This is a genomic window from Pseudomonas costantinii (assembly GCF_001870435.1).
Lineage (GTDB): Bacteria > Pseudomonadota > Gammaproteobacteria > Pseudomonadales > Pseudomonadaceae > Aquipseudomonas > Aquipseudomonas costantinii.
The window spans coordinates 67,683-88,467 of sequence record NZ_MDDR01000009.1 but is presented as its reverse complement, the minus strand read 5'-3'; the positions used below and the strand labels follow the sequence as shown (position 1 = coordinate 88,467).

The following is a 20,785-nucleotide window of genomic DNA, read 5'->3' as shown; positions in this document are numbered from 1 at the left end:
ATGAATTCGGTTGCGATCCAATCGATTCATATCCACGACAGCGAATTCCTGCGCGGCATGCACGCCGACCATTTTGTCGACGCTGTCGCGGGCCGACTGGCGAACTTCGTCACGCGTGTGGCAGACGTCAGCGGTTCAGACGTCGCGCATTACATTTGCAGTTCATCACTGGACTTTACGTGTTCAGGCGGTTGGTTCGATCCGGCACGGTTGTGTGCCACCACGCTCAAGTACTGCGGTGTTCCATGTTCCTTTTCCAACGCGCTGCAATGCGCCACATGGGGGTTCATGCTTCGCCAACACATGCGCTGCAAACCGGAGATTCGCCATGTCGTGCTTTCCATCGTCGATGCGAACCCGTTAGACCTGCAGTTTTGGGATGAGAACTCATCTTGGGGGCGCACCGGGCATCGTTTGACGCAATTGCACCTCGAACTTTGCGAGGCAACCGATACGGTGTGGGTAAGTGGGTGCAATCCCCAAGTGATGCTTTATGACTATGCACGGGAGATCAACCGATTGATGGGCCTTCATGCAGGGCACACGCTTGCGTTGCCGTTCTTCGAGGCCAAGATGCGCAAAGGTCTGCGCCGCTCAGTCTCTGACTTTCCCTGCCTGGCAGACCATTACGAAGAGTTTGGTCATTTGTGCGGTTCTGATCCCTGGATGGCAATTGCACGACAGCAGCTTGTTGAACCTGATGGGGAGCGTCGCTGCATCGTGTCATCGATTGCTTCGCAGGGGTACGCCTGTTTCTTATCTGCCCAGTCAGGTCCATGGACCTCCACGTTCATTGAGGGGCACGCATGAGCAGTGTGATCGAAGGTTTCCGCGGGCGCTTGGATATCACCCTCCGGCGTCGTGAACTGATCCCGACCTCGCTGGGTGGAGCCCCGTTCAGTGATGACGAGTTGGCCGTTCCGCTTCAGTTGAATTTCGATGAGAAGCTGCCCATCGTCATGTCCTTTCATGAGTACTACCGCTTCCTGGAACGGCTGGTCACGGTAGTGCTGGGAGACGCTAGCGTCCCTCTGGTGCTGGCGCGAGTCAGGATGCCTTCGACCATCGCGTTGCCGACAATTCTTCTGGACCCTCGGGTGGCGTTGTTCCACGACCTCGATGTCGAAAGCCTCGAATTACAGCGACGTGGGCTACCTCACCTGTGTATCGACGCCAACTTCAGACTCTACTCATGGTCATCGGCAGATAACACTTTCAGCGTCCACTGGGTCGGCGCTGATACTCGTCAACTCGAGCCCGAAAGCCTCAAGCGGATCGAGGCGGTCATCCAGACTCTTCCCGCTGAGTTTCATCAATTCATCGACACCAGACCAGGGCAGTGAAGCCAGATGTTTTCCCTAAGAAAAGTTTGTAAACAGTATGGTCGCGCGCCCGTCACGGGCTTTGCGGTGCGTGATATTGACTTAAACATTGCACGAGGAGAGCTGGTCTGCCTGGCGGGCAAGAGTGGCAGCGGTAAGAGCACGTTGCTCGGAATCCTCGGCCTGATCAACGTGCCTTCGTCGGGCGAGGTGCTGTTCGAGGGTAAGAGCATCGCTGGGACGACAGATGCGCAATTGGCCCGCATTCGTCGACAGCACATCGGCATCATTTTTCAGCAGTTCAATTTGCACCCGGCGCTCACCGCGTTGGAGAACGTGATGTATCCGCTGTTTATGCTCAAAGATCACCAGGCACATGACAAGGCTATGGCGGCGTTGGCCGAAGTGGGAATGGACAGTTTTGCACAGCGCCGCCCCCGAGAACTTTCCGGCGGACAGATGCAACGCGTGTCTATCGCACGTGCGTTTGCCAAACGCCCTGACCTGATCATTGCGGATGAGCCGACCGCCAATCTGGATGCCGAGAACAGTGACATTGTCTATGGGCTTCTGCGTCGCCTCAACCAGGAAAAAGGGGTCACCGTCGTGGTGGCTACCCACGACCGGGATTTCTCCGATCACTGTCCGCGGAAAATTGATATGCAGGATGGACAAATCATTAGTTCAAGGGAATGAAATCATGAACAAGATCTTTTTTACCTGCCTCTTTCTGACGCTTGCGGCCTGTGGGGATGCTCATCAAGTACCCTCGAGCAAAAATGCAGAGACCGCGGCCGTTTCTGCGTCAACGGTGCCGAACGATCCGGTAGCCGTATTAGCCAACGCACGTCAGGCCACGTCATCTGCGGGCGCGAACGAAGATCAACTGGATGTGGCGATCAAACAAATCCAGGCACTGATCGCCGACGGTGGAGCAGAGCGGGTAGAGGCAGTCGGTCATCATGAGGCCGAGCTTATCTCGACGCTCGGCGCGCTGTACGTGCGAAAGGCTGTGTTTCACGTCGATAACGCGCGCCAGGCAGGGGCATTGGTGGCTACTGGGTTTCGTTACTTGGATCGCGCCGTGGCGCAGTTTCCGGACAATCTTACCGCTCGTATCAATCGAGGCCTGACCTGCGCAAACGTCCCCGAGTTTATGGGCAAGGCCGAACTGGCACGTGAAGACCTCAGAATCGCTGCCGCCAGCCCTGGTTTTGTTCGACTGCCGGCAGGGCTGCAAGACAAGGTTCGTAGCACCCAGGCCATGCTTGATCAGCAACCGGCAGCGGCTCACACCCAGAACTGACGCTAATCCGACATCAGCAAGGACTGCTTTTTATGCGAATTTTATTCGTCACTCGACTCATTCTGTTGAATGTCTTGCGTGACTGGCGAAAAAACATGATCGCGTGCGTGGCGATCATCGTAGGCACGATCAGCCTTGTGCTGTTCGGTGGTTACGTGGCCCAGATCTACGAAGGTATTCGACTGGGCAGTATCTACTCGCAGCTTGGCCACTATCAGGTTTTCTCCTCTCGACAAGGGGAGGAGGCCTATGCCAGCAGTTTGATCGACAGCGATCAGGCGGTGAGCGCGATCCGGGCACTGGAAGCGCAGGATGAGGTGCGCCTGGTCAGCCGCCGTATCGAAGCTCAAGGTTTATTGTCTTTTGGCAATAAGTCTGTGGGCATTCTGGCCTACGGCGTTGAGCCCGATGCGGATGCGGAGATCAGCAGGGCGGTGCGTGTGGTACGTGGAACGGGTCTGTTCGCCAGCAAACCAGAAGGAGCGCTGGTAGGGCGCGAATTATTGGCCGAGTTGGGGGCTGATATTGGCGACATTGTCACCTTCCTGACGACTACCTCCGAAGGGGCCATCAATGCGGTGGATGTCCAGGTGGTGGGTGCTATGGACACGGGGGCCAAGGAGCTGAACAAGCGTTTCATGAAAATCAATCTGCCTCTGATGCAAGAGGCGTTGTATTCAAAGTCCATCACCAATCTCGTCGTACTGTTGGACGAGACGCGCCTGACTGCTGCTACGGATCAGCGTATACGCGATGCAGTTGCCAACGCGGGCGACAAGTTGACGGTGAAATCCTGGTCCGAAATGTCGGAGCACTACCATCAGATCAAGGCCATGTTCGACAACATCTTTGGGTTCGTGACGGTGTTGGTGATCATCATCATTTTTGCGGCCATTTTAAACACCATGACCATGGCGGTGATGGAGCGAGTGTCCGAGCTATCCACCATTCGAGCGTTGGGCATTTCTCGCTCGCAACTGCTGATCATGGTGCTGTCCGAAGGCGGCATGGTAGGGCTGATCGCAGTGGTGATGGGGGTGCTGGGTGGTGTCCTGCTGAGTGAACTGATCAACCATGCCCGTATCTCGATGCCGACCCCACCGGGTTCAACCTTTTCCTACCCGTTACGCATCCTGCTGGATCAGAAGACCCTGTTGTTGCCCGCCGTTTTGTCGCTGGTTGCCACGTTCGTTGGCGGCCTGATACCCGCGTATCGAGCCGGCAAGTTGCCTATCAACGAAGCGATGCAACGCTAAAGGAGTAGACCGTGAATAGCATTTTACATTGGGCCCGCCTGGCGGTTCTGGTGATGGTGATCTTCGGCCCGAAAATCGCATCGGCAGACTCGTCGTCATCAGAAGTGATGCGGGTTTTGGGCAATATGGAGTACCTGCGTGGCTTTAGAGGAACAGGGTTCAATTTTTCCGCCGAAGTCATCACGGTGGAAAATGGCAAAGCCTCCGAGCAGCACCAGTTGGATGTGAAGATCAGTGAAAAGGGTTACGCCCTCGTTGAAGTGTTGGCTCCCCGAAACCAGTTGGGGCGCAAGACTCTGCTTCGCGATCGCGACCTGTGGCTTTACCTTCCCAACAGTTCGAATGTGATTCGTATAGCGCCACTGCAGCGCGTATTCGGAGCGGCGTCCATCGCAGATGTGCTGAATATTTCCTACCTGAAGGGGTACACCGTTTTATCCAGCAGCCGGGCGGGTGCAGGTAATCGACTGCAGTTGAACCTGAAGGCCAATGACAGTGCACAGACCTACGCACGCATTGAGCTGGACTACGACCTGGACACTGACCGGCCCGTGGAAACCCGTCATTTCACGGCGTCTGGACGCCTGTTGAAAACCATCCAGTACAAGGAGTTCCAGCAGTACGACGGCAGCGAAAAAGTCGAAAAGATCGTGATTCTGGACAGCCTGCGGACTTCCAGTTCGGTATGGATGCGTATGGGTAAGTACTCCCGCGCGACCTATTCGGATGCGCTCTTCACCAAAGCCGCACTGGTGGGTAAATGATGGATGACTGCGAGATGCACATGGATGAGTTGGAGTCAGCAGCGCGTATCAGCGCCTTGGCGCAGGGGATACCTTTTCGGTTCATCGACAGGGTCCGCTTCCTTGATCGTGAGCGTGTAATCACGGAGTTGCATCGGCAACCGATGCCAGGACGGTTCGTGGACAACGATCCGATTGAGATGATCGCCTTGTTGGAGTTCGCGGCGCAGTCCTCCGGGCTGATTCTGCGCGAGCGCAGGGAGCGGCCTGGAGGACCGGGCATGATCACCTCGTTCAGCCAGGTACAGCGCAAGTTGCTTTCACCGCTGCAGTTTCCTTTGTATCTGGAGTCACGCCTGACGGATGAGCGTCACGTACTTTTTGATTTCGCCTTTGAGATTCGCTCAGCTCATCAGCCTGCCGTGTCCGGCAACGTCGGTATCTACCTGAGGGGATGAAATGGAACACATCGACGTAGAAACCTTTCTGGTTCAGACCGCGCCTTTCCGCTTTGTGGACGACGTCATCTTCTATCCGCTTGAGGGCGTTATTCGCTCCACGGCACGCTATGTCGGCGACGAGGTTTTCTTCGCCGGGCACTTTCCCGGGAACCCGATTGTGCCGGGCGTGATTTTGGTGGAGAGCATGGCTCAGTCTTGTCGGGCCTGGTTCAACCAGCGGCTGGGACGCAAGTCGGAAGGCTTCATCGTGTCTATTGATCGTGCATCGTTTTCGGCACCCGTGAAGCCCGACGCCACTGTTGAGATGGAGGCACGCCCGTTGAATCCGGTCTCGGATCAGCACACAGCATCTTCACGTTTCTGCCGTTTTGCTTGTATCGCACGTTGCGACGGCAAAACGGTCGCCAAGCTCGACGTCACCCTGTACCAGAAAGTCTGATGCCGGCCAGGCAGGTTGGTCATTTCTCCACAACAAAGAGAGTTCACCATGAGTAATCAACGCCAGAAAATCTTCCACTACATCGTCCACACCATCCTCCTTGAGCGTCTTGAGCTCGCCGATGATGGTTACACCGCGACGGACTTCTCCGAGCAGACCCTGTTGCTGAGCGAGGGGGGGCTGGGGTTGGACTCCGTGGACGCGCTAGACCTGTTGGTCGGCCTTGAACGTGCGTATGGGCTGGAGCCGATAGAGATCGAAGGGGACTTTATCGAACAGCACTTCGCATCCATTGCGGCCGTGATCGATATGGTCCAGGCCCGACTGCCAGTTGCTGTTTGAGTGAGACCTCCTATGCGGCATCTACTGATTAATGGCCATGGCGCTGTCGCCATGGAGCTGGGTAGCAGGCTACGAGCCGATGGCGGGCAAGTTGATGAGCTTGAACTCGTATCGGTGCTCGACGGGGACGGACTTAAAACGCTATTACGCCAGGCTGCCGTTGGCGGGAGTTATCGCAATGTGTTCCTGGATCTGACCGATGGATTTGATGAGCTGGCGGAATTTGCAGCGGACCCGCGCCTAGCCATTGAGGCCATGCATAGGCGCACAAAGACCTTGCTGCACACCCTCAAGCACTGTGCCCAACATATGGCCAGGGGGGGCGGAGGGCGGATCTGGGTGTTGTGCTGCGACCATAGCCTCAACTCGAGTCTTGATGTGCCGTGCAACCCGGTGATGAACCAGGCGGCGACCGCTGCCGTGTGCTGTCTGGCCAAGGAGGTTGCTCACCTGGACGTTTATCTCAATTTATTCATGATGCATCCCCCTGAGGGCACCGTCGCCAGGGAGTCTGTGCGCCTGGCACGGGACAATTTGCATGTGTACGGGCTTCGTTACCGACCCCAGCCCGCCGCCAGCCTGGCGGAAACGTTGCACATGTATGCATCCCTGAATGCCCTTGCTACCACCGGTGGAGTGATCCCTCTGGGCGGCGGTATTTCGACCTGCAACATCTGAGAGACCGATATGAAAGCAGTGATCATTACCGGGGGAACCCGTGGTATCGGCAGAGCCATTGTGGATGAAGTCGCCCGTCAGATGCTTGCCGGAGATCCCTATATTGCTGGGGCACGCCTGGTCGTTACCTATCGCAGTGATACTCGCAGTGCAGAGGCATTGTTACAGACGCTGCGCTGCGCAGGGTTAGACGCCGACGTCATCGAGATGGACCTGGAGGTCCCCGAATCGATCAACACCTTCTCGTCTTGGGTGGCTGATACGTTCGAGTCGGTCGGCGTACTTGTAAACAATGCTGGAACCACCCACGACGGCTCTTTTCTGTCCCTGAACGACGCGTCAGTGGACCGGGTACTGAACGCAAATCTGGTCGGCACAATTGACTTGACCGAACAACTGCTCCCGCTCTTGCGTGCAGCGTTGCCGGCGTCGGTGGTGTTTATCGCCTCCGCGGCCGGTGTCTACGGCAAGGCTGGACAGGTGCCATATGCCACCACCAAAGGTGGCCTTATCGGGTACACCCAACTGTTGGCCCGACGGTTCGGACGCACCGGTCTGCAAGTCAATGCCGTGGCGCCGGGCTTCATCGCCACTGAAATGGTGGCGGGTCTCTCACCGGTGATGTTCGAACCCATCTTGAACAGTGCATCGCTGGGCGCGATGGGCACATCAGGGGATGTTGCACGCGTGGTGTGCGGGTTGCTGCAACCGGGCTACATACAGGCTACGACCATCAAGGTTGATGGCGGTCATTTACGCTGAGGGAATCTGTTGATGAGCACTTTATCTGTCAGCGCGCCGCCTGTCGTTATTACCGGAATGGGCATTTTCACACCGCTCGGTCGATCCGTGGCCAGTGTGTGTGAGGCGATCCTTGAGGGGCGTCACTCCATTGTCCCGTCCACGAACATCGACGCTCAACAATTGGCGTGCTTGGCGTCGGAGTTTATTTCAGGCGATACGTTTGGCCTCGACCCGGTATTGACCGCGAGCACCGATCGGGGTCTGTGGTTCGCCCTTAAGGCCATGGAAGAAGCACTCGCCAATGCCGGGCTGGACGCTACCCGACTGGACAGCGAGCGCACTGCGGTAGTGGTCGGTACTTCGCACAGTGGTATCCAGCATAGCGAGAAGGTAATCAAACGTACCCTGGCGGGAGCCGTTGAAACCCTGACGCCGAACGATATCTATGCCGGGTTGGTCGATCATGTCGCGACCATTGTCTGCCGGCGCTTGGGGCTCAAGGGCCTTAAAGCGACGGTTTCGTCCGCCTGCTCGTCCAGCAACACTGCCGTTGGGTACGGGCGCGACTTGTTGGCGACCGGGCAGGCTGATCGGGTCATAGTGATCGGCACCGATACGTTGTCCGATACTATTGCAGCTGGGTTCAACAGCCTTAAAGTGCTCGGCAAGGCACCCGCAGCACCGTTCTCCTCGCCGTCCGGGATTAGCCTGGGAGAGGGGGCAGGGGTGCTCATTCTTGAGCGCCTTGAAGATTTAGGCGAAGGCGAACTCAAGGGTCGCTATCACGCCGAGGTACTCGGTTACGCGCTTTCGTCGGATGCCTACCATCCAACCGCAGTCGATGAAAATGGGCTGGGCATTGCCACCGCTATCACCCATGCCCTCGCGAACGCGGGCTTAGCCGCTGAACACATTGATTACATCAGCGCCCACGGGACCGGCACCGACAGTAACGACGTGCCCGAGTCGCTGGCAGTCGCCCGGCTGTTCGGCAGCGACACTGCTATTGCCAGTGTCAAATCGAGCATCGGCCATACCCTGGGCGCGAGCGGTGTCATTGAGCTCATCATCAGCGTCGCCTGTGCCGAGCGAGGTTACCGCGCGCCCAACAACCATTTCACCACCGTGCGTGACGGCTGTGCATCTCTGAATTATGTGCACGGCGATCAGGCACCGGGAACCGTGAATACCATCCTGTGCAACAACTATGGCTTTGGTGGCAACAACTCTTCACTTGTCATCGCACGTGAAGCCGGGCGCTTCGCTCGTGTGCAGCGCCAGGCTAGCGCGGTGTTCGTGACTGCCTACGGTGCGCACACCGCCTATGCACAAACTGCTTCTGACTGGATGGACCTGTTGAGTACGGGACTTGCGCCGCGGCAGAACAACGATGCGTACAGCACCTATTTGGGTAGGGCCCCTACACCAAACGGGGAAAAAAGCAGCAGTCGCCGTAGTTCCCCAAGCATACAGTTCGCGCTTCAGGCCATGGACGAAGCGATTGTCGGCTACCAACTCGAAGCGCTCGTTGGCGAGCAACGCTACGGCACCGGGTTGGTGGTCGGCTTACTACACGGTGCGCAACGCGCAGTCGAGAAGTACATGTTTTCCGTTTATGAGGAAGGCCTGCGTTACGCGCGCAGCATTCAGTTTCCACTGACAACCCTCAACGCAACGGCGGGGGAGGTGGCAATCAAGTTTGGCATTAAAGGTTTCAACACCACTCTGTGTGGGCCACTTGGCAGTATGAAGCTGGCCTGGGACATGGTGAGGCTTGGTCGCCAGGAACGGATCTTTGCTCTTTCCAGCGACGAACATACCCCCATGGCCCTCCAACTATGTGATCAGTTTGGAGCCTTGGGACGCTTCAACGGTGAGGAGATGGGCCAGGGTTTTTACCTGACAGAAGGAGCCAGTGTGACCTTGCTGGAGTCAGCTGATGCGGTTGAAGCCCGTAACGGGACAAAACTTGCCCAAGTGTTGGCTTTTGAAGTGGGGCAGGAAGGTGTTGGCCATGCCTTGTCCGGAAACGGGCAGCGCCTCGCTGAACTGGGTCGAAAGGCGTTGGCGCAATCTGGTGTAGCGCCCGAAGAAATCGACCTGATAATTGGTGTCGGCCAGGGCACTGAAGCTTTCCTGGCCAATGAGCGCAACGCACTGGAGGCGCTGTTCGGGAACGCAGAGCCTCCTGTGACATCTGTCGCGATGCACCTGGGCTATTCGCCCACTGCCATCGTTGCGCAGATGGTGAACCTTGGTGCCGCTGTATTGAACGGAAAATCCTGCTCCATCGCTGATCGGACCAAGACGGTATGGCGACCAGGGGAGCAACGGTGCCCCAATAACGTGACCCGGGTCTTGATTCTCTTTACCTCAATGACGTTCGAAAGTGCGGCCATTGTATTGAGCAAGGTGGAGTGAGCATGGTCCCGTATGTCGTAGCCTTTGCAGATACCGACGCCGGTGGCGTCATGCATCACGCACGCTATATCGAGCTTGCCGAGTACGGCTATCACGCCTGGTTTCGTGAGCGGAGCATGGCGTTGAGCCGTATCGGCTCTGAGCACGGGTTCTCTATGGTGGTCAGGCGTTTGACCGCCAAGTACTTGGCCCCGATCTTCCTCGAGGATGAAGTCTGCATTCACACGCGCTTGAGCAGCATTGATCGTACCGGGCTGAACTGGGAGACGGACATCACCAAGGCCGGGAAGCGGTGCTTGCAACTGAGTACGCGCATGGTCTGCCTGGAACGTGGCTCGCGGACCATTCTTCCTGTGCCCGCCAGCATAATTGCGCTGCTTGCACCGCAAGGGCAGGGCAGACGGCATGAGCAGGAGCGCGAACATGTATAGGGTCAGCCTGACCGATATGGTCTATTCGCCAGTCGAATCGAATGCAGCTACCGCGGACATCGCACGCAGCGCCCGTGAAATCACTGAGGTCTTGCAGCGACATGTTGCGACGATCGGCCAGGAGCGTTATTCATCGGTGGCTCACCATTACCTGTGCAGCACGATGATGGATTCGATCTTTAGCGCAGCCGCGGTTGAAGCGTCATCTCTGCTTGGACCCGAACATCAAGTTCCGACAAGTTTTACCCACGCCTACGAGTGTGCCTGCTGGGGCTATTGCCTGCGCCACCACTTGAAAAACAAGGGCGGTCCCAATTCATTTGCTATCTCTATTCTGGACGTGAATTCGATGGAAATGACCACGTGGAAAAGTAATCCGGCGTGGGGGAAGTCCGGGTTTGGCATCACGACCCTGTTCTTTTCTCTCATGGAAGATGAGCAGTCGGCATCGCCTGTCATGACCGGTGCCGCAGCCGGCGGCAACAATATTATCGCCTTCGCCAGTGTGGCTAAACAGGCGGCCCGGCAATTCCAGTCCGAGCTCCTGTCGCTGCCGTTCTTCCCAGACAATATGTCAGTCCCGCTGCGGCGTTCGCTGAAAGAGTTCAGCTTGCTGGGCGACTGCCACGCAACTTACGGGCACGCCTTCGGCAGTGATCCCTGGATTGCGGTGTTGCATGAGCATGCCCGGCTGACGCTTGCCGGGCGCAGGGTTGTGCTGGGGTCTCTGGCATTACGTGGTTACTACTGCTTCGCCAATATCCATATTGCGCCGTCTTTCAACGTCCGCCATTTCTAAGCCTCAGCGAGACTCTAACATCCATGAATGACATGTCGTGTCTTTCCGCGCACCGGTCCTCGTTCAAGCTTGACGAGCGTGATATCCATTTTCAATTGTTTGAGGTGCTGCGTATTCAAGAGAACGTGCTGCAATCGAAGGCGTTTGCGCACGTCGACCGGGTTGTGTGCGAGCAAGTGATCGATGCAGCGACGAAGTTCGCACGTGACTATTTGGGACGCAGCTATCAATTGGCCGACAAAGAAGGCTGCACGCGAGTCTCCGCTGTGCAGGTGTCTGCGCCACCGGTGTACAAAAAGGTCTGGGAGGCCTACACGCACGCTGGCCTGTGTGCTCTCTCCGCGCCGCCCGAATTGGGCGGCACCGGCACCCCTTACGTTCTCAATCAGGCGGTATACGGCATTCTGTATGGGGCTGACCCCGCATTCTGCGTCTATCCGGGATTCAACGTCGGCGCCATCTATCTTCTGCTCAAGCACGGTACGGACTTGCAGCAGCACCAATTTTGCCAGGCGTTGGCGACGCCGACCATGACCGCCTCAATGGTGATGACCGAGCCCGATGCAGGTTCCGATGTGGGCGCGATCCGCACCCGAGCAATCCCTATGGAAAACGGCTTGTACCGTATAGAGGGAGGCAAAGTCTTTATATCTTCGGGCATGCATGACCTGACCGACAATATTGTCTACTTCGTACTCGCCCGTGTAGAGGGCGCGGTTGCCGGCACTCGGGGTTTGAGCTGCTTCGTTGTGACCCGTTATCGGCTCAATGAGGACGGTACGCCAGGTGAGTACAACCATGTTGCCTGCGATGCGGTTGAAGGCAAGATGGGCCTGAAGGGGAACGCGACGGTCCAGCTTTCCTTCGGTGCCGAGGGGCATTGCTACGGCACTTTGCTGGGGCAGAGTGAAGGTATGGGCCTGTCACAGTTGATGCTGCTGATGAACCTGGCTCGGGTGGCCACCGGCACTTATGCAATGGGTATTGCGTCTTCAGCGTATTACAACGCCGTCGAGTACGCCCGTGAGCGTATACAAGGTAGCAGCGTACGTGCCGTGATGGCCGTCCCTTCCAACCGTTTGCCGATCATTGAGCACATGGATGTGCGGCGAATGCTGATGGATATGAAGGCCAGGGTGGAGGGGATGCGCGCTTTGGTCTTGAAAGCAGCTCACTATTCCTCGCTGGCGGCAGCCATGCGTGACGCTGAAGGCGAGAGCAAGGTGTTGCGAAAACGCTATGAAGCCTTGGCGGACCTGCTGACTCCGGTGGTTAAGGCATGGTGCTCGGACCAAGCCTGGCGCGTGTGTGAAACCGCTATCCAGGTCCACGGCGGCTACGGTTATACCAGTGCCTTTCCCGTCGAGCAGTACTGCCGAGACGTCAAGATCATGAGCATCTGGGAGGGCACCAATTACGTTCAATCGGCCGATTTAATTCGCTCCAAGCTCGCTATGGGCAAGGCCTCCAAGGCCTTCAACGGGTTGCGGGACGAGATCCGAATGGTTCTAGACCGCCGTGACAGTTACCCGCACTTCAATGACCAATTCGATGCGCTTGAGCGAGCACTGACGGTGGTCGCTAATACACTGGCAACATTCGGAGCCTGGCTTTCGGCGGGGCACATTGAGCAGATCTACCTGATGGCGACTCGGTTCATGGGCGCTTTTGGTGACATGCTGGTCGGTTGGCTATTGCTCGAAAATGCGCTCGCGGCACAGGCCGGGCTGGATGATTCGCCGAGTGCAACCGACGCGGATTTCTACCAGGGCAAACTGTACGCCATGCGGTTCTTTTTCCGTTATGAAATCGCAATCCTGGACGCGAAGTTGAACGCCATCTCTTTGGTGGACGACGACTTTACGCAGATCCAGTCGGCTCACTTCCCCGTGGGCCGATAGGTGAGCGAGATGTCAAAGCATGGGTTGGTTGCACTGTGTTATCTGATGACTGTCGCGGGCAATGCAGGCGCCGCTGTCTCAGGTAAGGAAAGGGGAGAAGTCGAAGCCCCATTGGTGCAGAGCGCGGCTTCAGGTCTAGCGTTGGTTGATCCGTTTGCGGCGAATGAGACTTCCGGTTTGCCGGCGGTTGAAAGCACGTCCTTCTCTGCATGGTCGGGCACCTTGGACGCGCTCTACCAAGGGACATACCTGCCAGGAGTCGGCGGTGACGCGGGGGGGCATCGTTCCAGGCAGGATGCGTTTCTGGATGGGGCCGCCACTTGGAAACCGAACAGCACCGCGTTGGTGGCCGGGCGATTGGTTGGCAACTATGAGGAACGTAAGTCGGCCCAAAATGACGAGTACCAGAACCGATTAACCGCGCTGGAATACTACTACCAGCAGCGAACCGACAATGGGGATCAGGCGCTCACCGTGGGACGCCGTGTGCTTGGCTGGAGTTCAGGTTTTCAGTGGCGCCCGGCGGACTTGATTGAAAACGGGTTCTCGACAAAGAACATTGATCAAAAAAACCCCTATCGTTATCGCGGCGTTGATCAGTTGCGATACGACTTGATCGGCAGTTCTGCAGATCTGTCGATGCTGGTGTCGTCCCAAGACAACCACTTTTACGATGGCAATCAATTCGCTTTGCGCGCCAGTGTCCGCGGTTGGATAGGCGCATCCTTGCTTTATAGCCACAACGGTGATTATTCCAGCAAAAAGGGCCTGGTAATGGACGGGAATTTACCAGGCGCTATAACTTTTTCACTGGAAGCTGTTCATGTTGATGTGGATCGTCGGCGCATGCTGGCTCCTTGGCGGCGTGGAATCCGGTTGGAAAGTCTCAGCGGTGTCGATAATTACGAAGACGTTTACCTCAGCTTGACCCATTTCATTGATGAGAAAAGAAGAGTTAGCCTGGAGTACTTTCATAATGGCCGAGGCTTTCAACAAACGGCTCCGCAAAAAGGTGGCGCATCAATCGTAGGGAATAATAGTTTATTTGAACAGGAGTACTTGAGAAGGAATTATGTATACCCATCTTATACCGGGTACATCGATGAGTGGGCGCTGCAATGGAAGCCCAGCGTTATGTTTAACCTTGATGACAACAGTTACATGACTTCGTTTTCTCTGATGCGAGAAATAGGCGGCGCGTCGGAAGTTTCATTAAATTTTAATACATTCCATGGCACAACAGGTACTGAGTTCGGCTCGGTATCCAAGGGTGTTGGGGTGGGCCTTTCTTACACCAACCATGTTTTCTAAGGACGCATCATGACAAACGGAAATGAAACAATGATTGAATTCCCAGAGCTGCTGGAGCAACTGCAACACATTACCGCCGAGGCGGTAAAGACTGAAACGGTGGACGCGACCGTTCCGCTGTCAGAGATAGGCATTGATTCTCTCAATATCGTCGAGGTCATTATCGGCTGCGAGGAAATCTACAGCGATTTTCAGATCGACCCTTCTCGTCTGGAGTTTGACGAGATGACCTCACTCTTGGACATTCATAACCAAATGATTGCCTTCGAGATGGTTGTTTGAGTCCCCACTGAAGGAGCGCATTCGGTGAATGTCATTCGCGTAAATGGATTGGTAAAGAGATATCGTGATGTGCACGCACTCAAAGGTATTTCTCTCACGGTTGAACGAGGCGAGGTTTTCGCGCTGCTGGGCCCCAACGGTTCAGGCAAGACGACCGCTCTCGAAATCTTGATGGGCCTGCGCTCTATAGATGAGGGGACCGTTGAGTATGTCGACAAGGGCGGGGAGGTGTCCGAAATGCCGCGAATCGGACCGGTATTTCAGAGCCAGATGTACTACGACCGGCTGACGGTCAGAGAACTGATAAAGTATTACAGCAACTTTTACCGCTCGCCCTCAACTGCCATTCCGCGCTATTTAGAGATGATGAATCTCAAGGACAAGCTCGGCAGCACCTTCAGGCATCTTTCGGGGGGGCAGAAACAACAGCTGGCAATTGTTTTGGCACTGGTTAATGATCCTGAAATTTTATTCTTCGATGAGCCGACCACGGCGCTTGACCCACAAGTAAGGCTCAAAATTTGGGAGCTTATTCGTGTTCTAAAAGAAGAGGGGAAGACTATTATTTTCACGTCGCATTACATCGAGGAAGCGGAAGCGCTGGCGGACCGGGTATCCATATTGAGTAAAGGCGAATTGGTGGTGACTGATACACCTCAAAATATAATTCGCCGGTATAATAATCGGTGCAATGTCGAGTTGTGCTTCAAGGGTGATGTGGCGATACCTGCGATAGAAGCCTATGGTTTTGCGAACGTACAGTTAATTAACGGCGTCTGTTCATTCAATGTGCAAGCTATCGATGCTGACGTGATGCGCAAGCTCAGCGATCTTTGCGATCTTTACCCTTTGTCGAGGATCGAAATCGGAAAAGAGTCTCTGCAAAGTGTATTTGTAAAAATAACCGAGGAGGCGGTGTCGTGAGGTTATTCATAAGCTTTTTCGTTGCTCAGTGCGTACTGGCCTCACGCAGCAGGATCGCTTTATTCTGGTCGTTCGTCTACCCGGTGGCAATGCTGTTATTGATGCTTTCAGTATTCGGTGGTAGCGGGAAGTCGGACGCCACAGGTAGCGATCCCAGGCTGATAACGGTCACGGGCGTCTATGTGCTGACGATGATGTCCGGTGGTATTTTCGCGTTGGCTACTGTGCTGTCGGCAGACCTGCATTCGGGCATATACAAGCGACTCAAACTGACTGACCTGCAACCAGCGCAGGTGTTGGCTGCACTGATCCTGCGTCAGTTCGTGACTGTCATCCTGGGCATGGCGTTGGTGTATGCAGGCTCAACGTTATTGTTCTCGGTTACGCCCCATGGCAACTTCTTCGCTATCGCTTTCCTCACAGTGGTCGCCACTGTGTTGTTCTGCTCGATTGGTTTGATTATCGCCAACCTGTGCGCTCACCCACCCACGGCTACAGCGACCGCCAACGCGATCTTTCTGGTCATGCTTTTTCTCAGTGGTTCCACATTTCCAAAAGCCTTTTTCCCTGGTTGGCTCATCAATGCCGCGCAAGTCTTGCCCGCGAGCCACCTTTTTGATCTGTTGGAAGCTCAGCTCTATTACAACGAGGGGCTGACCAGCAATATGCCCAGCCTTGTTGTCCTGTTGGCGATGTGCTTGGTGCTTTTCGTCATTGCCGTCAAAACGTTTAAATGGAAGTGACCGTTAATGGATAGCATTTTTACGTTGAAAGACTTGGTGGCTGGCCTTATCCAGGGGACTTGGAGCGGGCAGATCAGTACTGATCAAGAAAACGGTGATTGCCTACATCCCTGCTTGGAGGCAATGGTGCAGAACTGTGCTGCGATCCGTCACCAAAGTAGGGTTGTGGTTCGAGTCTCGAACAGCCTGGAGACGGTCGCTGCGTTGCTGGCTGTCTGGTACCACGGTGGGGTCGTAGTTCCAGTGAAGAGTGATGTAGCCCCTTCAGCGTTGCAGGGGATTGCTGATGACTGTGTAGCTGACTATGTGCTTAACCCGGCCACAGGAGAGCTGAGATTGCAACGACCGGACAGCGCACAGTTGATGCCGTCTCCCTTTCGCTACCTGACTGCTCCTGGCCTCACCGGAGTAGACTTGGCGCTGATCATTTACACCTCGGGCAGTACCGGTAAGCCAAAGGGAATTATGCTTACCCACGCAAACGTGATTTCTTCGATACGCTCGATCCTGGCCTATTTAAAGATAGGTAGGAGCGACACGGTTTTGTTGATTTCGCCGCTTTCCTTCGACTATGGCCTTTACCAACTGCTTTTCTGCCTGGCCACCGAGTGTCGATTGGTAATGTGCTCACGCGGTATTAACCCTCTTTCATTGTTGAAGCTGGTTGAGGAACGGCAGGTCACAGTGCTTCCACTCATTCCTGCACTCGCTACCGCGCTTCACAAGTACCTGGACAAATTTGGTATCGAAGTCCGAGGCGTGCGTTTGATCACCAGTACTGGAGGGGTGTTGCCTGTACCCACGGCACTTGGCCTCGATCGGCGCTTTCCGGATGCACAGGTTGTCAAGATGTATGGCCTGACTGAATCCAAGCGTGTGTCGTACCTGCCCGCTGAGCAGCTTGCGCAATCTCCCGATTCGGTAGGCATACCGATGCCGGGGCTGGATGCCAAAGTTTTTCACGAGGTAAGGGAACATGATGATACTACGTACCTGCAAGAGGTGCCTCGAGGTGTAGTTGGCACCTTGTTTGTCCGCGGGGTCTCTGTATTCCAACGATATTTCAATCAAGACAACGATGGAGGTGCACGCCTGCACAATGGCCTGTACCGCGATGATAATTGGCTGGCGACGGGAGATCTGTTCATTCAGGACGAAGAGGGGTTACTGCATTTTAAAGGGCGAAGCAAAGACCTTATCAAACAGCGCGGTTTTTGCCTCTACCCACGTGACTTGGAAGCTATTGTCTACCGCCATCCATTAGTGGAGCTTTGTACCGTAGTCGGTATTACAGACGATGAAGGAAACGAGGTCGCGAAGCTGTTTGTGTCTTTAACGGAAAAAGGCAGAGATACCGAATGCGTTTTGAAGGCGTGGCTGAAGCAAGAGGTCGACCCTGACTACATGTTCGGCCAAATCCAGTTCCTCGACAGCCTTCCATTGTCGGCAAATGGAAAAGTCGATTTGGCGCAGTTGGTTCGGTCAGTTCGACGGACTGACGACGAAGTAAAGACATAAGATGATTGTCAGGTAACGCTTAGCAATAATAGGTGAGCCGCCCTATATCAATGCAAACCACGCGCGAGCCTGATGGCTTGAATCATCAGGCCGTGCGGCGGCTGAGCCAATCGAATAATTTACGATAAAGTCCACGAGCTAAGCCAGGTGCGTGGATATAGCCGAAGGCGATACTAAGCTGCTGGTTAGCGATCTATTCATCGTTGCGATCCACTGATTCACCTGATTTGTTTACGAAAAACCACCCAAGTCCTTAACGGCTTCCTCGGCCAAGAGTCCGACAACAACAGTAATGCCCGCATCTCGCAGCATTTTCTTGTTCGATAAAAATATCATAAGTTTCGAACAAAGGTTTGGGGGTGCGAGCCATGTGATGCCAGCCATTCTAATGATAAGTTAAAGACTTGTAGCTATGACAGTAGTCGGAAGTTGGCAGCTTATCCGCGAGGATAGCTTCAAGCGACCATTTTAGCGACAAGGCCTCCAGCGCAACGAGGTAGCTGTATAGCGCTCTACGGCGGCTGAGAGCAACCGCGAGTGATATTTCGCGAAGGGGTGTGTTGGACCTTGAACTGGGGGCATCTGTTTCAACGTTCCCAATACATGCCCTCAGATATGCCCCCAAGTATTTCATCCTCTGGAAGTGTGTAGACCTCCATGGCCTATGAAAAACCAGAAATGATCAAATTAACACCCTGCCTGACAACGCCTAAAGACTCTCAGGGTCGCCAAAAAACATCTGAATCCGCGACCGCAACCACCGCTCACCCGGATCGTTGTCCTGGGACCCACGCCACGCCATGTGCAATTCAAACGTGCGCACCGGCAGTGGTGGTTCTTCAGCCCTTAACCCACCGGTTGCGGTCAAAGCTTCAGCGGCGTAGTCCGGCACGATGGCAACAATATCGGTGCCCGCCAGCAACGTGCCCAGCCCGTTGAACTGCGGCACGGCCAGCACTACGTGGCGTTTGCGGTCGAGTTTTTCCAGCTCTTCATCAATAAACCCGCTCAGGTCACCGGCAAACGACACCAGGGCGTGAGGTCGGGTACAGAAGTCGTCCAGGCTCAATGAGCCGGGCACGCTGTCGGCGCGCAGCAGTTTCGGCAGGCTGCGGCGCAGCACCTTGCGTTTGGCGTTGGCCGGCAAGTCGGTGGTGTAGCTGACGCCGATGGAGATTTCACCGGAGGCCAGCAGGCTCGGCATCAATATGTAATTGACGCGGCGTACCACCAGCACGATGCCGGGGGCCTCGGCACGCAGGCGTTTGAGCAATTGGGGGAGCAGGGCGAATTCGACGTCGTCGGACAGCCCGATACGGAATACCGCGGTGCTGGTGGCCGGGTCGAATTCTGCGGCGCGGCTCACGGCGGTGGAAATCGAGTCCAGGGCCGGGGAGAGCAGGGCGAAGATTTCCACGGCGCGGGCCGATGGCTCCATGCTACGCCCGGTACGTACGAACAGTGGGTCATCGAACAGCCCGCGCAGGCGCGACAATGCCGCACTGATGGCCGGCTGGCCGAGGAACAGTTTCTCGGCGGCGCGGGTCACGCTGCGCTCGTGCATCAAGGTTTCGAATACGATCAAGAGGTTAAGGTCGACACGACGCAGGTCGTTACGGTTCATCTTGTGTCCTGGAAGAGTCAGCAAACTTGACGAGAGCGGCCATATAAGAACCCCTTGGATTCCATTTAGAAGCATGACCGGCATGAATCTTACGGGGAAAGGCTGGTACTCTGCACCGGCTAATTGAGTTTTCTTACAAGCGCTGAGGTCAATTCCTCAGATGCGGAATCAATGGCAGGCATGTCGACTATTAACGGCGACCGGTGGTCTTACCCGTAAAGCCCAGATAGAGTTCATGGCATTAGAGGTTACTTTGACGAGGTTTGCGATGTCCCGCACGATTCGTTTTCACAAGTTTGGTCCGGCCGAGGTGCTCAAGTGCGAAGAGCATGTAGCCGCGCAGCCCGCACCGGGCGAAGTGCAGGTGCGTGTCGACGCGATTGGCATCAGCTGGTACGACATTCTGTGGCGCCAGAACCTGGCGTCTTCCCATGCACGTTTGCCATCAGGCCTTGGCCATGAGATGGCCGGGGTGGTTGTAGCCCTCGGCGACGGCGTGGATGATTTGGCAGTGGGCGATAAAGTGGCCAGTTTTCCGGCCGAGAGCCCCAATGATTACCCGGTGTATGGCGAGCAGATCGTCCTGCCCCGTTCGGCATTGACCCGTTATCCCGACGTCTTGAGCCCGATTGAAGCCAGCGTGCACTACACGCCGCTGCTGATTGCCTACTTTGCCTATGTGGATCTGGCGCGGGTCAAACCCGGCCAATTTGCCCTGGTAACCGACGCCAGTCACTGCGCTGGCCCTTCGTTCGTGCAACTGGGCAAAGCCCTGGGTGTGCGGGTGATTGCTGCCACCAAAGACAGCGCCGAACGCGAGTACCTGTTGTCCCTTGGGGCTGAGAAGGTGATCGTCACCGAAGAGCAGGACCTGCTGATGCAAATCAACAAGTTCACCGATAACCGCGGCGTTGATGTGGTGTTCGATGGCTTGGGCGGCCCGCAGATGTCGTTGCTCGGTGACGTACTGGCGCCGCGTGGCAGCCTGGTGCTCTACGGCCTGCAAGGCGGCAACCAGACACCTTTCCCGGCTTGCGCGGCGTTCCAGAAGAATATTCAGTTCTTTGTGCACTGCATCGGCAATTTCACCGGCAAACCGGAACTGGGCATTATCCAGGATCAGGTCGCCTTGCAACGCGCCTTGCGTGACATCAACCAACTGACCGCTGACCGTGTGCTGGTGCCGCTGAAAACCACAGTGTTTCCGTTCAATCAGTTCGTGGAAGCGCACCGTTATATGGACGAATGCCCGTGCCGCGAGCGCGTTGCGTTGCAGGTTGAAGCTGTTTGAGGTGTAGGAGTATTCGCAAACGATTACTCCAAACCCCGGGCGCATGGGGCAAATGCGCCATTTGACAGGGCTTTCCCCGCGCGTTGTCTGAAGCGTGCATTCGTCGTTCGGTCCTGTAAACGATACCTTTCCCCTTGGCGCCGCCCTGAATCTCAGTGCGGCGTTGTTGTGTGTGCCTTACCAGCGCATTGCCTGGTAGTTATCTGAACTGGTTTTCGCCCAGGTTCTGTATCTGTTAATCATTATTCC

General features: G+C 55.7%; 22 protein-coding genes. 21 read left to right on the top strand and 1 reads right to left on the bottom strand.

What is annotated here, in order from left to right:
- From BFL40_RS07390 to BFL40_RS07295, 20 genes are read left to right on the top strand one after another with little or no spacing between them, the layout of a single operon-like run.
- A complete protein-coding gene (locus BFL40_RS07390; RefSeq protein ID WP_071483340.1) occupies positions 1 to 810 on the top strand; it encodes a hypothetical protein in 810 nt (269 codons plus the stop codon).
- Entirely contained in the window at positions 807 to 1,343 is a 537-nt protein-coding gene (locus tag BFL40_RS07385) for a hypothetical protein (RefSeq protein WP_071483339.1), read from the top strand. The genes BFL40_RS07390 and BFL40_RS07385 overlap by 4 nt, the downstream gene beginning before the upstream one ends.
- 6 nt (positions 1,344 to 1,349) lie before the next feature.
- Entirely contained in the window at positions 1,350 to 2,018 is a 669-nt protein-coding gene (locus tag BFL40_RS07380; RefSeq protein ID WP_071483338.1) for an ABC transporter ATP-binding protein, read from the top strand.
- A 4-nt stretch (positions 2,019 to 2,022) separates the two neighbouring features.
- Positions 2,023 to 2,628 (top strand): hypothetical protein, encoded by a 606-nt coding sequence (locus BFL40_RS07375; RefSeq protein ID WP_071483337.1) that lies wholly within the window; start codon positions 2,023 to 2,025, stop codon positions 2,626 to 2,628.
- Positions 2,629 to 2,660: 32 nt separating this feature from the next.
- Positions 2,661 to 3,884: an ABC transporter permease gene (locus BFL40_RS07370; protein ID WP_071483336.1), complete on the top strand. Its 1,224-nt coding sequence runs from the start codon at positions 2,661 to 2,663 to the stop codon at positions 3,882 to 3,884.
- Positions 3,885 to 3,895: 11 nt separating this feature from the next.
- Positions 3,896 to 4,648 (top strand): outer membrane lipoprotein-sorting protein, encoded by a 753-nt coding sequence (locus BFL40_RS07365; RefSeq protein WP_071483335.1) that lies wholly within the window; start codon positions 3,896 to 3,898, stop codon positions 4,646 to 4,648.
- On the top strand, positions 4,645 to 5,085 hold the full coding sequence (locus BFL40_RS07360) for a hypothetical protein (protein ID WP_071483334.1): 441 nt from the start codon (positions 4,645 to 4,647) through the stop codon (positions 5,083 to 5,085). Before BFL40_RS07365 ends, BFL40_RS07360 begins: the two co-directional genes overlap by 4 nt.
- Position 5,086: 1 nt before the next feature.
- Positions 5,087 to 5,527 carry a 3-hydroxyacyl-ACP dehydratase FabZ family protein gene (locus tag BFL40_RS07355; RefSeq protein WP_071483333.1) on the top strand — a complete coding sequence of 147 codons (441 nt, stop codon included), beginning with the start codon at positions 5,087 to 5,089 and terminating at the stop codon, positions 5,525 to 5,527.
- Between the two features lie 48 nt (positions 5,528 to 5,575).
- Positions 5,576 to 5,869 (top strand): phosphopantetheine-binding protein, encoded by a 294-nt coding sequence (locus BFL40_RS07350; protein ID WP_071483332.1) that lies wholly within the window; start codon positions 5,576 to 5,578, stop codon positions 5,867 to 5,869.
- A 12-nt stretch (positions 5,870 to 5,881) separates the two neighbouring features.
- Entirely contained in the window at positions 5,882 to 6,547 is a 666-nt protein-coding gene (locus BFL40_RS07345; protein WP_071483331.1) for a hypothetical protein, read from the top strand.
- A gap of 9 nt (positions 6,548 to 6,556) precedes the next feature.
- Entirely contained in the window at positions 6,557 to 7,309 is a 753-nt protein-coding gene (locus BFL40_RS07340; protein ID WP_071483330.1) for an SDR family NAD(P)-dependent oxidoreductase, read from the top strand.
- 12 nt (positions 7,310 to 7,321) lie between these two features.
- Positions 7,322 to 9,712: a beta-ketoacyl-[acyl-carrier-protein] synthase family protein gene (locus BFL40_RS07335; protein WP_071483329.1), complete on the top strand. Its 2,391-nt coding sequence runs from the start codon at positions 7,322 to 7,324 to the stop codon at positions 9,710 to 9,712.
- A gap of 2 nt (positions 9,713 to 9,714) precedes the next feature.
- The gene (locus BFL40_RS07330; RefSeq protein ID WP_071483328.1) at positions 9,715 to 10,143 is read left to right on the top strand and encodes an acyl-CoA thioesterase; all 429 of its coding nucleotides are present in this window, start codon (positions 9,715 to 9,717) and stop codon (positions 10,141 to 10,143) included.
- Positions 10,136 to 10,942 (top strand): hypothetical protein, encoded by an 807-nt coding sequence (locus BFL40_RS07325; protein WP_071483327.1) that lies wholly within the window; start codon positions 10,136 to 10,138, stop codon positions 10,940 to 10,942. The genes BFL40_RS07330 and BFL40_RS07325 overlap by 8 nt, the downstream gene beginning before the upstream one ends.
- A 23-nt stretch (positions 10,943 to 10,965) precedes the next feature.
- Positions 10,966 to 12,843: an acyl-CoA dehydrogenase family protein gene (locus tag BFL40_RS07320; RefSeq protein WP_083374521.1), complete on the top strand. Its 1,878-nt coding sequence runs from the start codon at positions 10,966 to 10,968 to the stop codon at positions 12,841 to 12,843.
- 45 nt (positions 12,844 to 12,888) lie between these two features.
- A complete protein-coding gene (locus BFL40_RS07315; RefSeq protein WP_143088328.1) occupies positions 12,889 to 14,154 on the top strand; it encodes a hypothetical protein in 1,266 nt (421 codons plus the stop codon).
- Between the two features lie 9 nt (positions 14,155 to 14,163).
- Entirely contained in the window at positions 14,164 to 14,436 is a 273-nt protein-coding gene (locus tag BFL40_RS07310; RefSeq protein ID WP_083374522.1) for a phosphopantetheine-binding protein, read from the top strand.
- Between the two features lie 24 nt (positions 14,437 to 14,460).
- Positions 14,461 to 15,360, top strand: coding sequence for an ABC transporter ATP-binding protein (locus BFL40_RS07305; protein ID WP_071483323.1), 900 nt, complete (start codon positions 14,461 to 14,463; stop codon positions 15,358 to 15,360).
- Positions 15,357 to 16,103 (top strand): ABC transporter permease, encoded by a 747-nt coding sequence (locus BFL40_RS07300; RefSeq protein WP_071483322.1) that lies wholly within the window; start codon positions 15,357 to 15,359, stop codon positions 16,101 to 16,103. The genes BFL40_RS07305 and BFL40_RS07300 overlap by 4 nt, the downstream gene beginning before the upstream one ends.
- Before the next feature lie 6 nt (positions 16,104 to 16,109).
- Complete coding sequence (locus tag BFL40_RS07295; RefSeq protein ID WP_071483321.1) at positions 16,110 to 17,621, top strand: class I adenylate-forming enzyme family protein; 1,512 nt, start codon at positions 16,110 to 16,112, stop codon at positions 17,619 to 17,621.
- A gap of 709 nt (positions 17,622 to 18,330) precedes the next feature.
- On the opposite strand, the gene BFL40_RS07290 is transcribed toward BFL40_RS07295, so the two are convergent.
- Positions 18,331 to 19,245, bottom strand: a complete 915-nt coding sequence (locus BFL40_RS07290) for a LysR family transcriptional regulator (RefSeq protein WP_071483320.1) — start codon at positions 19,243 to 19,245, stop codon at positions 18,331 to 18,333.
- A 268-nt stretch (positions 19,246 to 19,513) separates the two neighbouring features.
- Here BFL40_RS07290 and BFL40_RS07285 point away from each other — a divergent pair, with 268 nt between their 5' ends.
- Positions 19,514 to 20,536 (top strand): zinc-dependent alcohol dehydrogenase family protein, encoded by a 1,023-nt coding sequence (locus BFL40_RS07285; protein ID WP_071483319.1) that lies wholly within the window; start codon positions 19,514 to 19,516, stop codon positions 20,534 to 20,536.
- Positions 20,537 to 20,785: the final 249 nt, after the last annotated feature.

Bases quoted from the DNA above. Each gene is read 5' to 3' on its own strand.
- BFL40_RS07320 (WP_083374521.1), top strand. From the start codon at position 10,966: ATGAATGACATGTCGTGTCTTTCCGCGCACCGGTCCTCGTTCAAGCTT.
- BFL40_RS07310 (WP_083374522.1), top strand. From the start codon at position 14,164: ATGACAAACGGAAATGAAACAATGATTGAATTCCCAGAGCTGCTGGAG.
- BFL40_RS07380 (WP_071483338.1), top strand. From the start codon at position 1,350: ATGTTTTCCCTAAGAAAAGTTTGTAAACAGTATGGTCGCGCGCCCGTC.
- BFL40_RS07390 (WP_071483340.1), top strand. From the start codon at position 1: ATGAATTCGGTTGCGATCCAATCGATTCATATCCACGACAGCGAATTC.
- BFL40_RS07315 (WP_143088328.1), top strand. From the start codon at position 12,889: ATGACTGTCGCGGGCAATGCAGGCGCCGCTGTCTCAGGTAAGGAAAGG.
- BFL40_RS07330 (WP_071483328.1), top strand. From the start codon at position 9,715: ATGGTCCCGTATGTCGTAGCCTTTGCAGATACCGACGCCGGTGGCGTC.
- BFL40_RS07370 (WP_071483336.1), top strand. From the start codon at position 2,661: ATGCGAATTTTATTCGTCACTCGACTCATTCTGTTGAATGTCTTGCGT.
- BFL40_RS07360 (WP_071483334.1), top strand. From the start codon at position 4,645: ATGATGGATGACTGCGAGATGCACATGGATGAGTTGGAGTCAGCAGCG.
- BFL40_RS07345 (WP_071483331.1), top strand. From the start codon at position 5,882: ATGCGGCATCTACTGATTAATGGCCATGGCGCTGTCGCCATGGAGCTG.
- BFL40_RS07375 (WP_071483337.1), top strand. From the start codon at position 2,023: ATGAACAAGATCTTTTTTACCTGCCTCTTTCTGACGCTTGCGGCCTGT.
- BFL40_RS07325 (WP_071483327.1), top strand. From the start codon at position 10,136: ATGTATAGGGTCAGCCTGACCGATATGGTCTATTCGCCAGTCGAATCG.
- BFL40_RS07295 (WP_071483321.1), top strand. From the start codon at position 16,110: ATGGATAGCATTTTTACGTTGAAAGACTTGGTGGCTGGCCTTATCCAG.
- BFL40_RS07340 (WP_071483330.1), top strand. From the start codon at position 6,557: ATGAAAGCAGTGATCATTACCGGGGGAACCCGTGGTATCGGCAGAGCC.
- BFL40_RS07385 (WP_071483339.1), top strand. From the start codon at position 807: ATGAGCAGTGTGATCGAAGGTTTCCGCGGGCGCTTGGATATCACCCTC.
- BFL40_RS07290 (WP_071483320.1), bottom strand. From the start codon at position 19,245: ATGAACCGTAACGACCTGCGTCGTGTCGACCTTAACCTCTTGATCGTA.
- BFL40_RS07335 (WP_071483329.1), top strand. From the start codon at position 7,322: ATGAGCACTTTATCTGTCAGCGCGCCGCCTGTCGTTATTACCGGAATG.
- BFL40_RS07355 (WP_071483333.1), top strand. From the start codon at position 5,087: ATGGAACACATCGACGTAGAAACCTTTCTGGTTCAGACCGCGCCTTTC.
- BFL40_RS07350 (WP_071483332.1), top strand. From the start codon at position 5,576: ATGAGTAATCAACGCCAGAAAATCTTCCACTACATCGTCCACACCATC.
- BFL40_RS07285 (WP_071483319.1), top strand. From the start codon at position 19,514: ATGTCCCGCACGATTCGTTTTCACAAGTTTGGTCCGGCCGAGGTGCTC.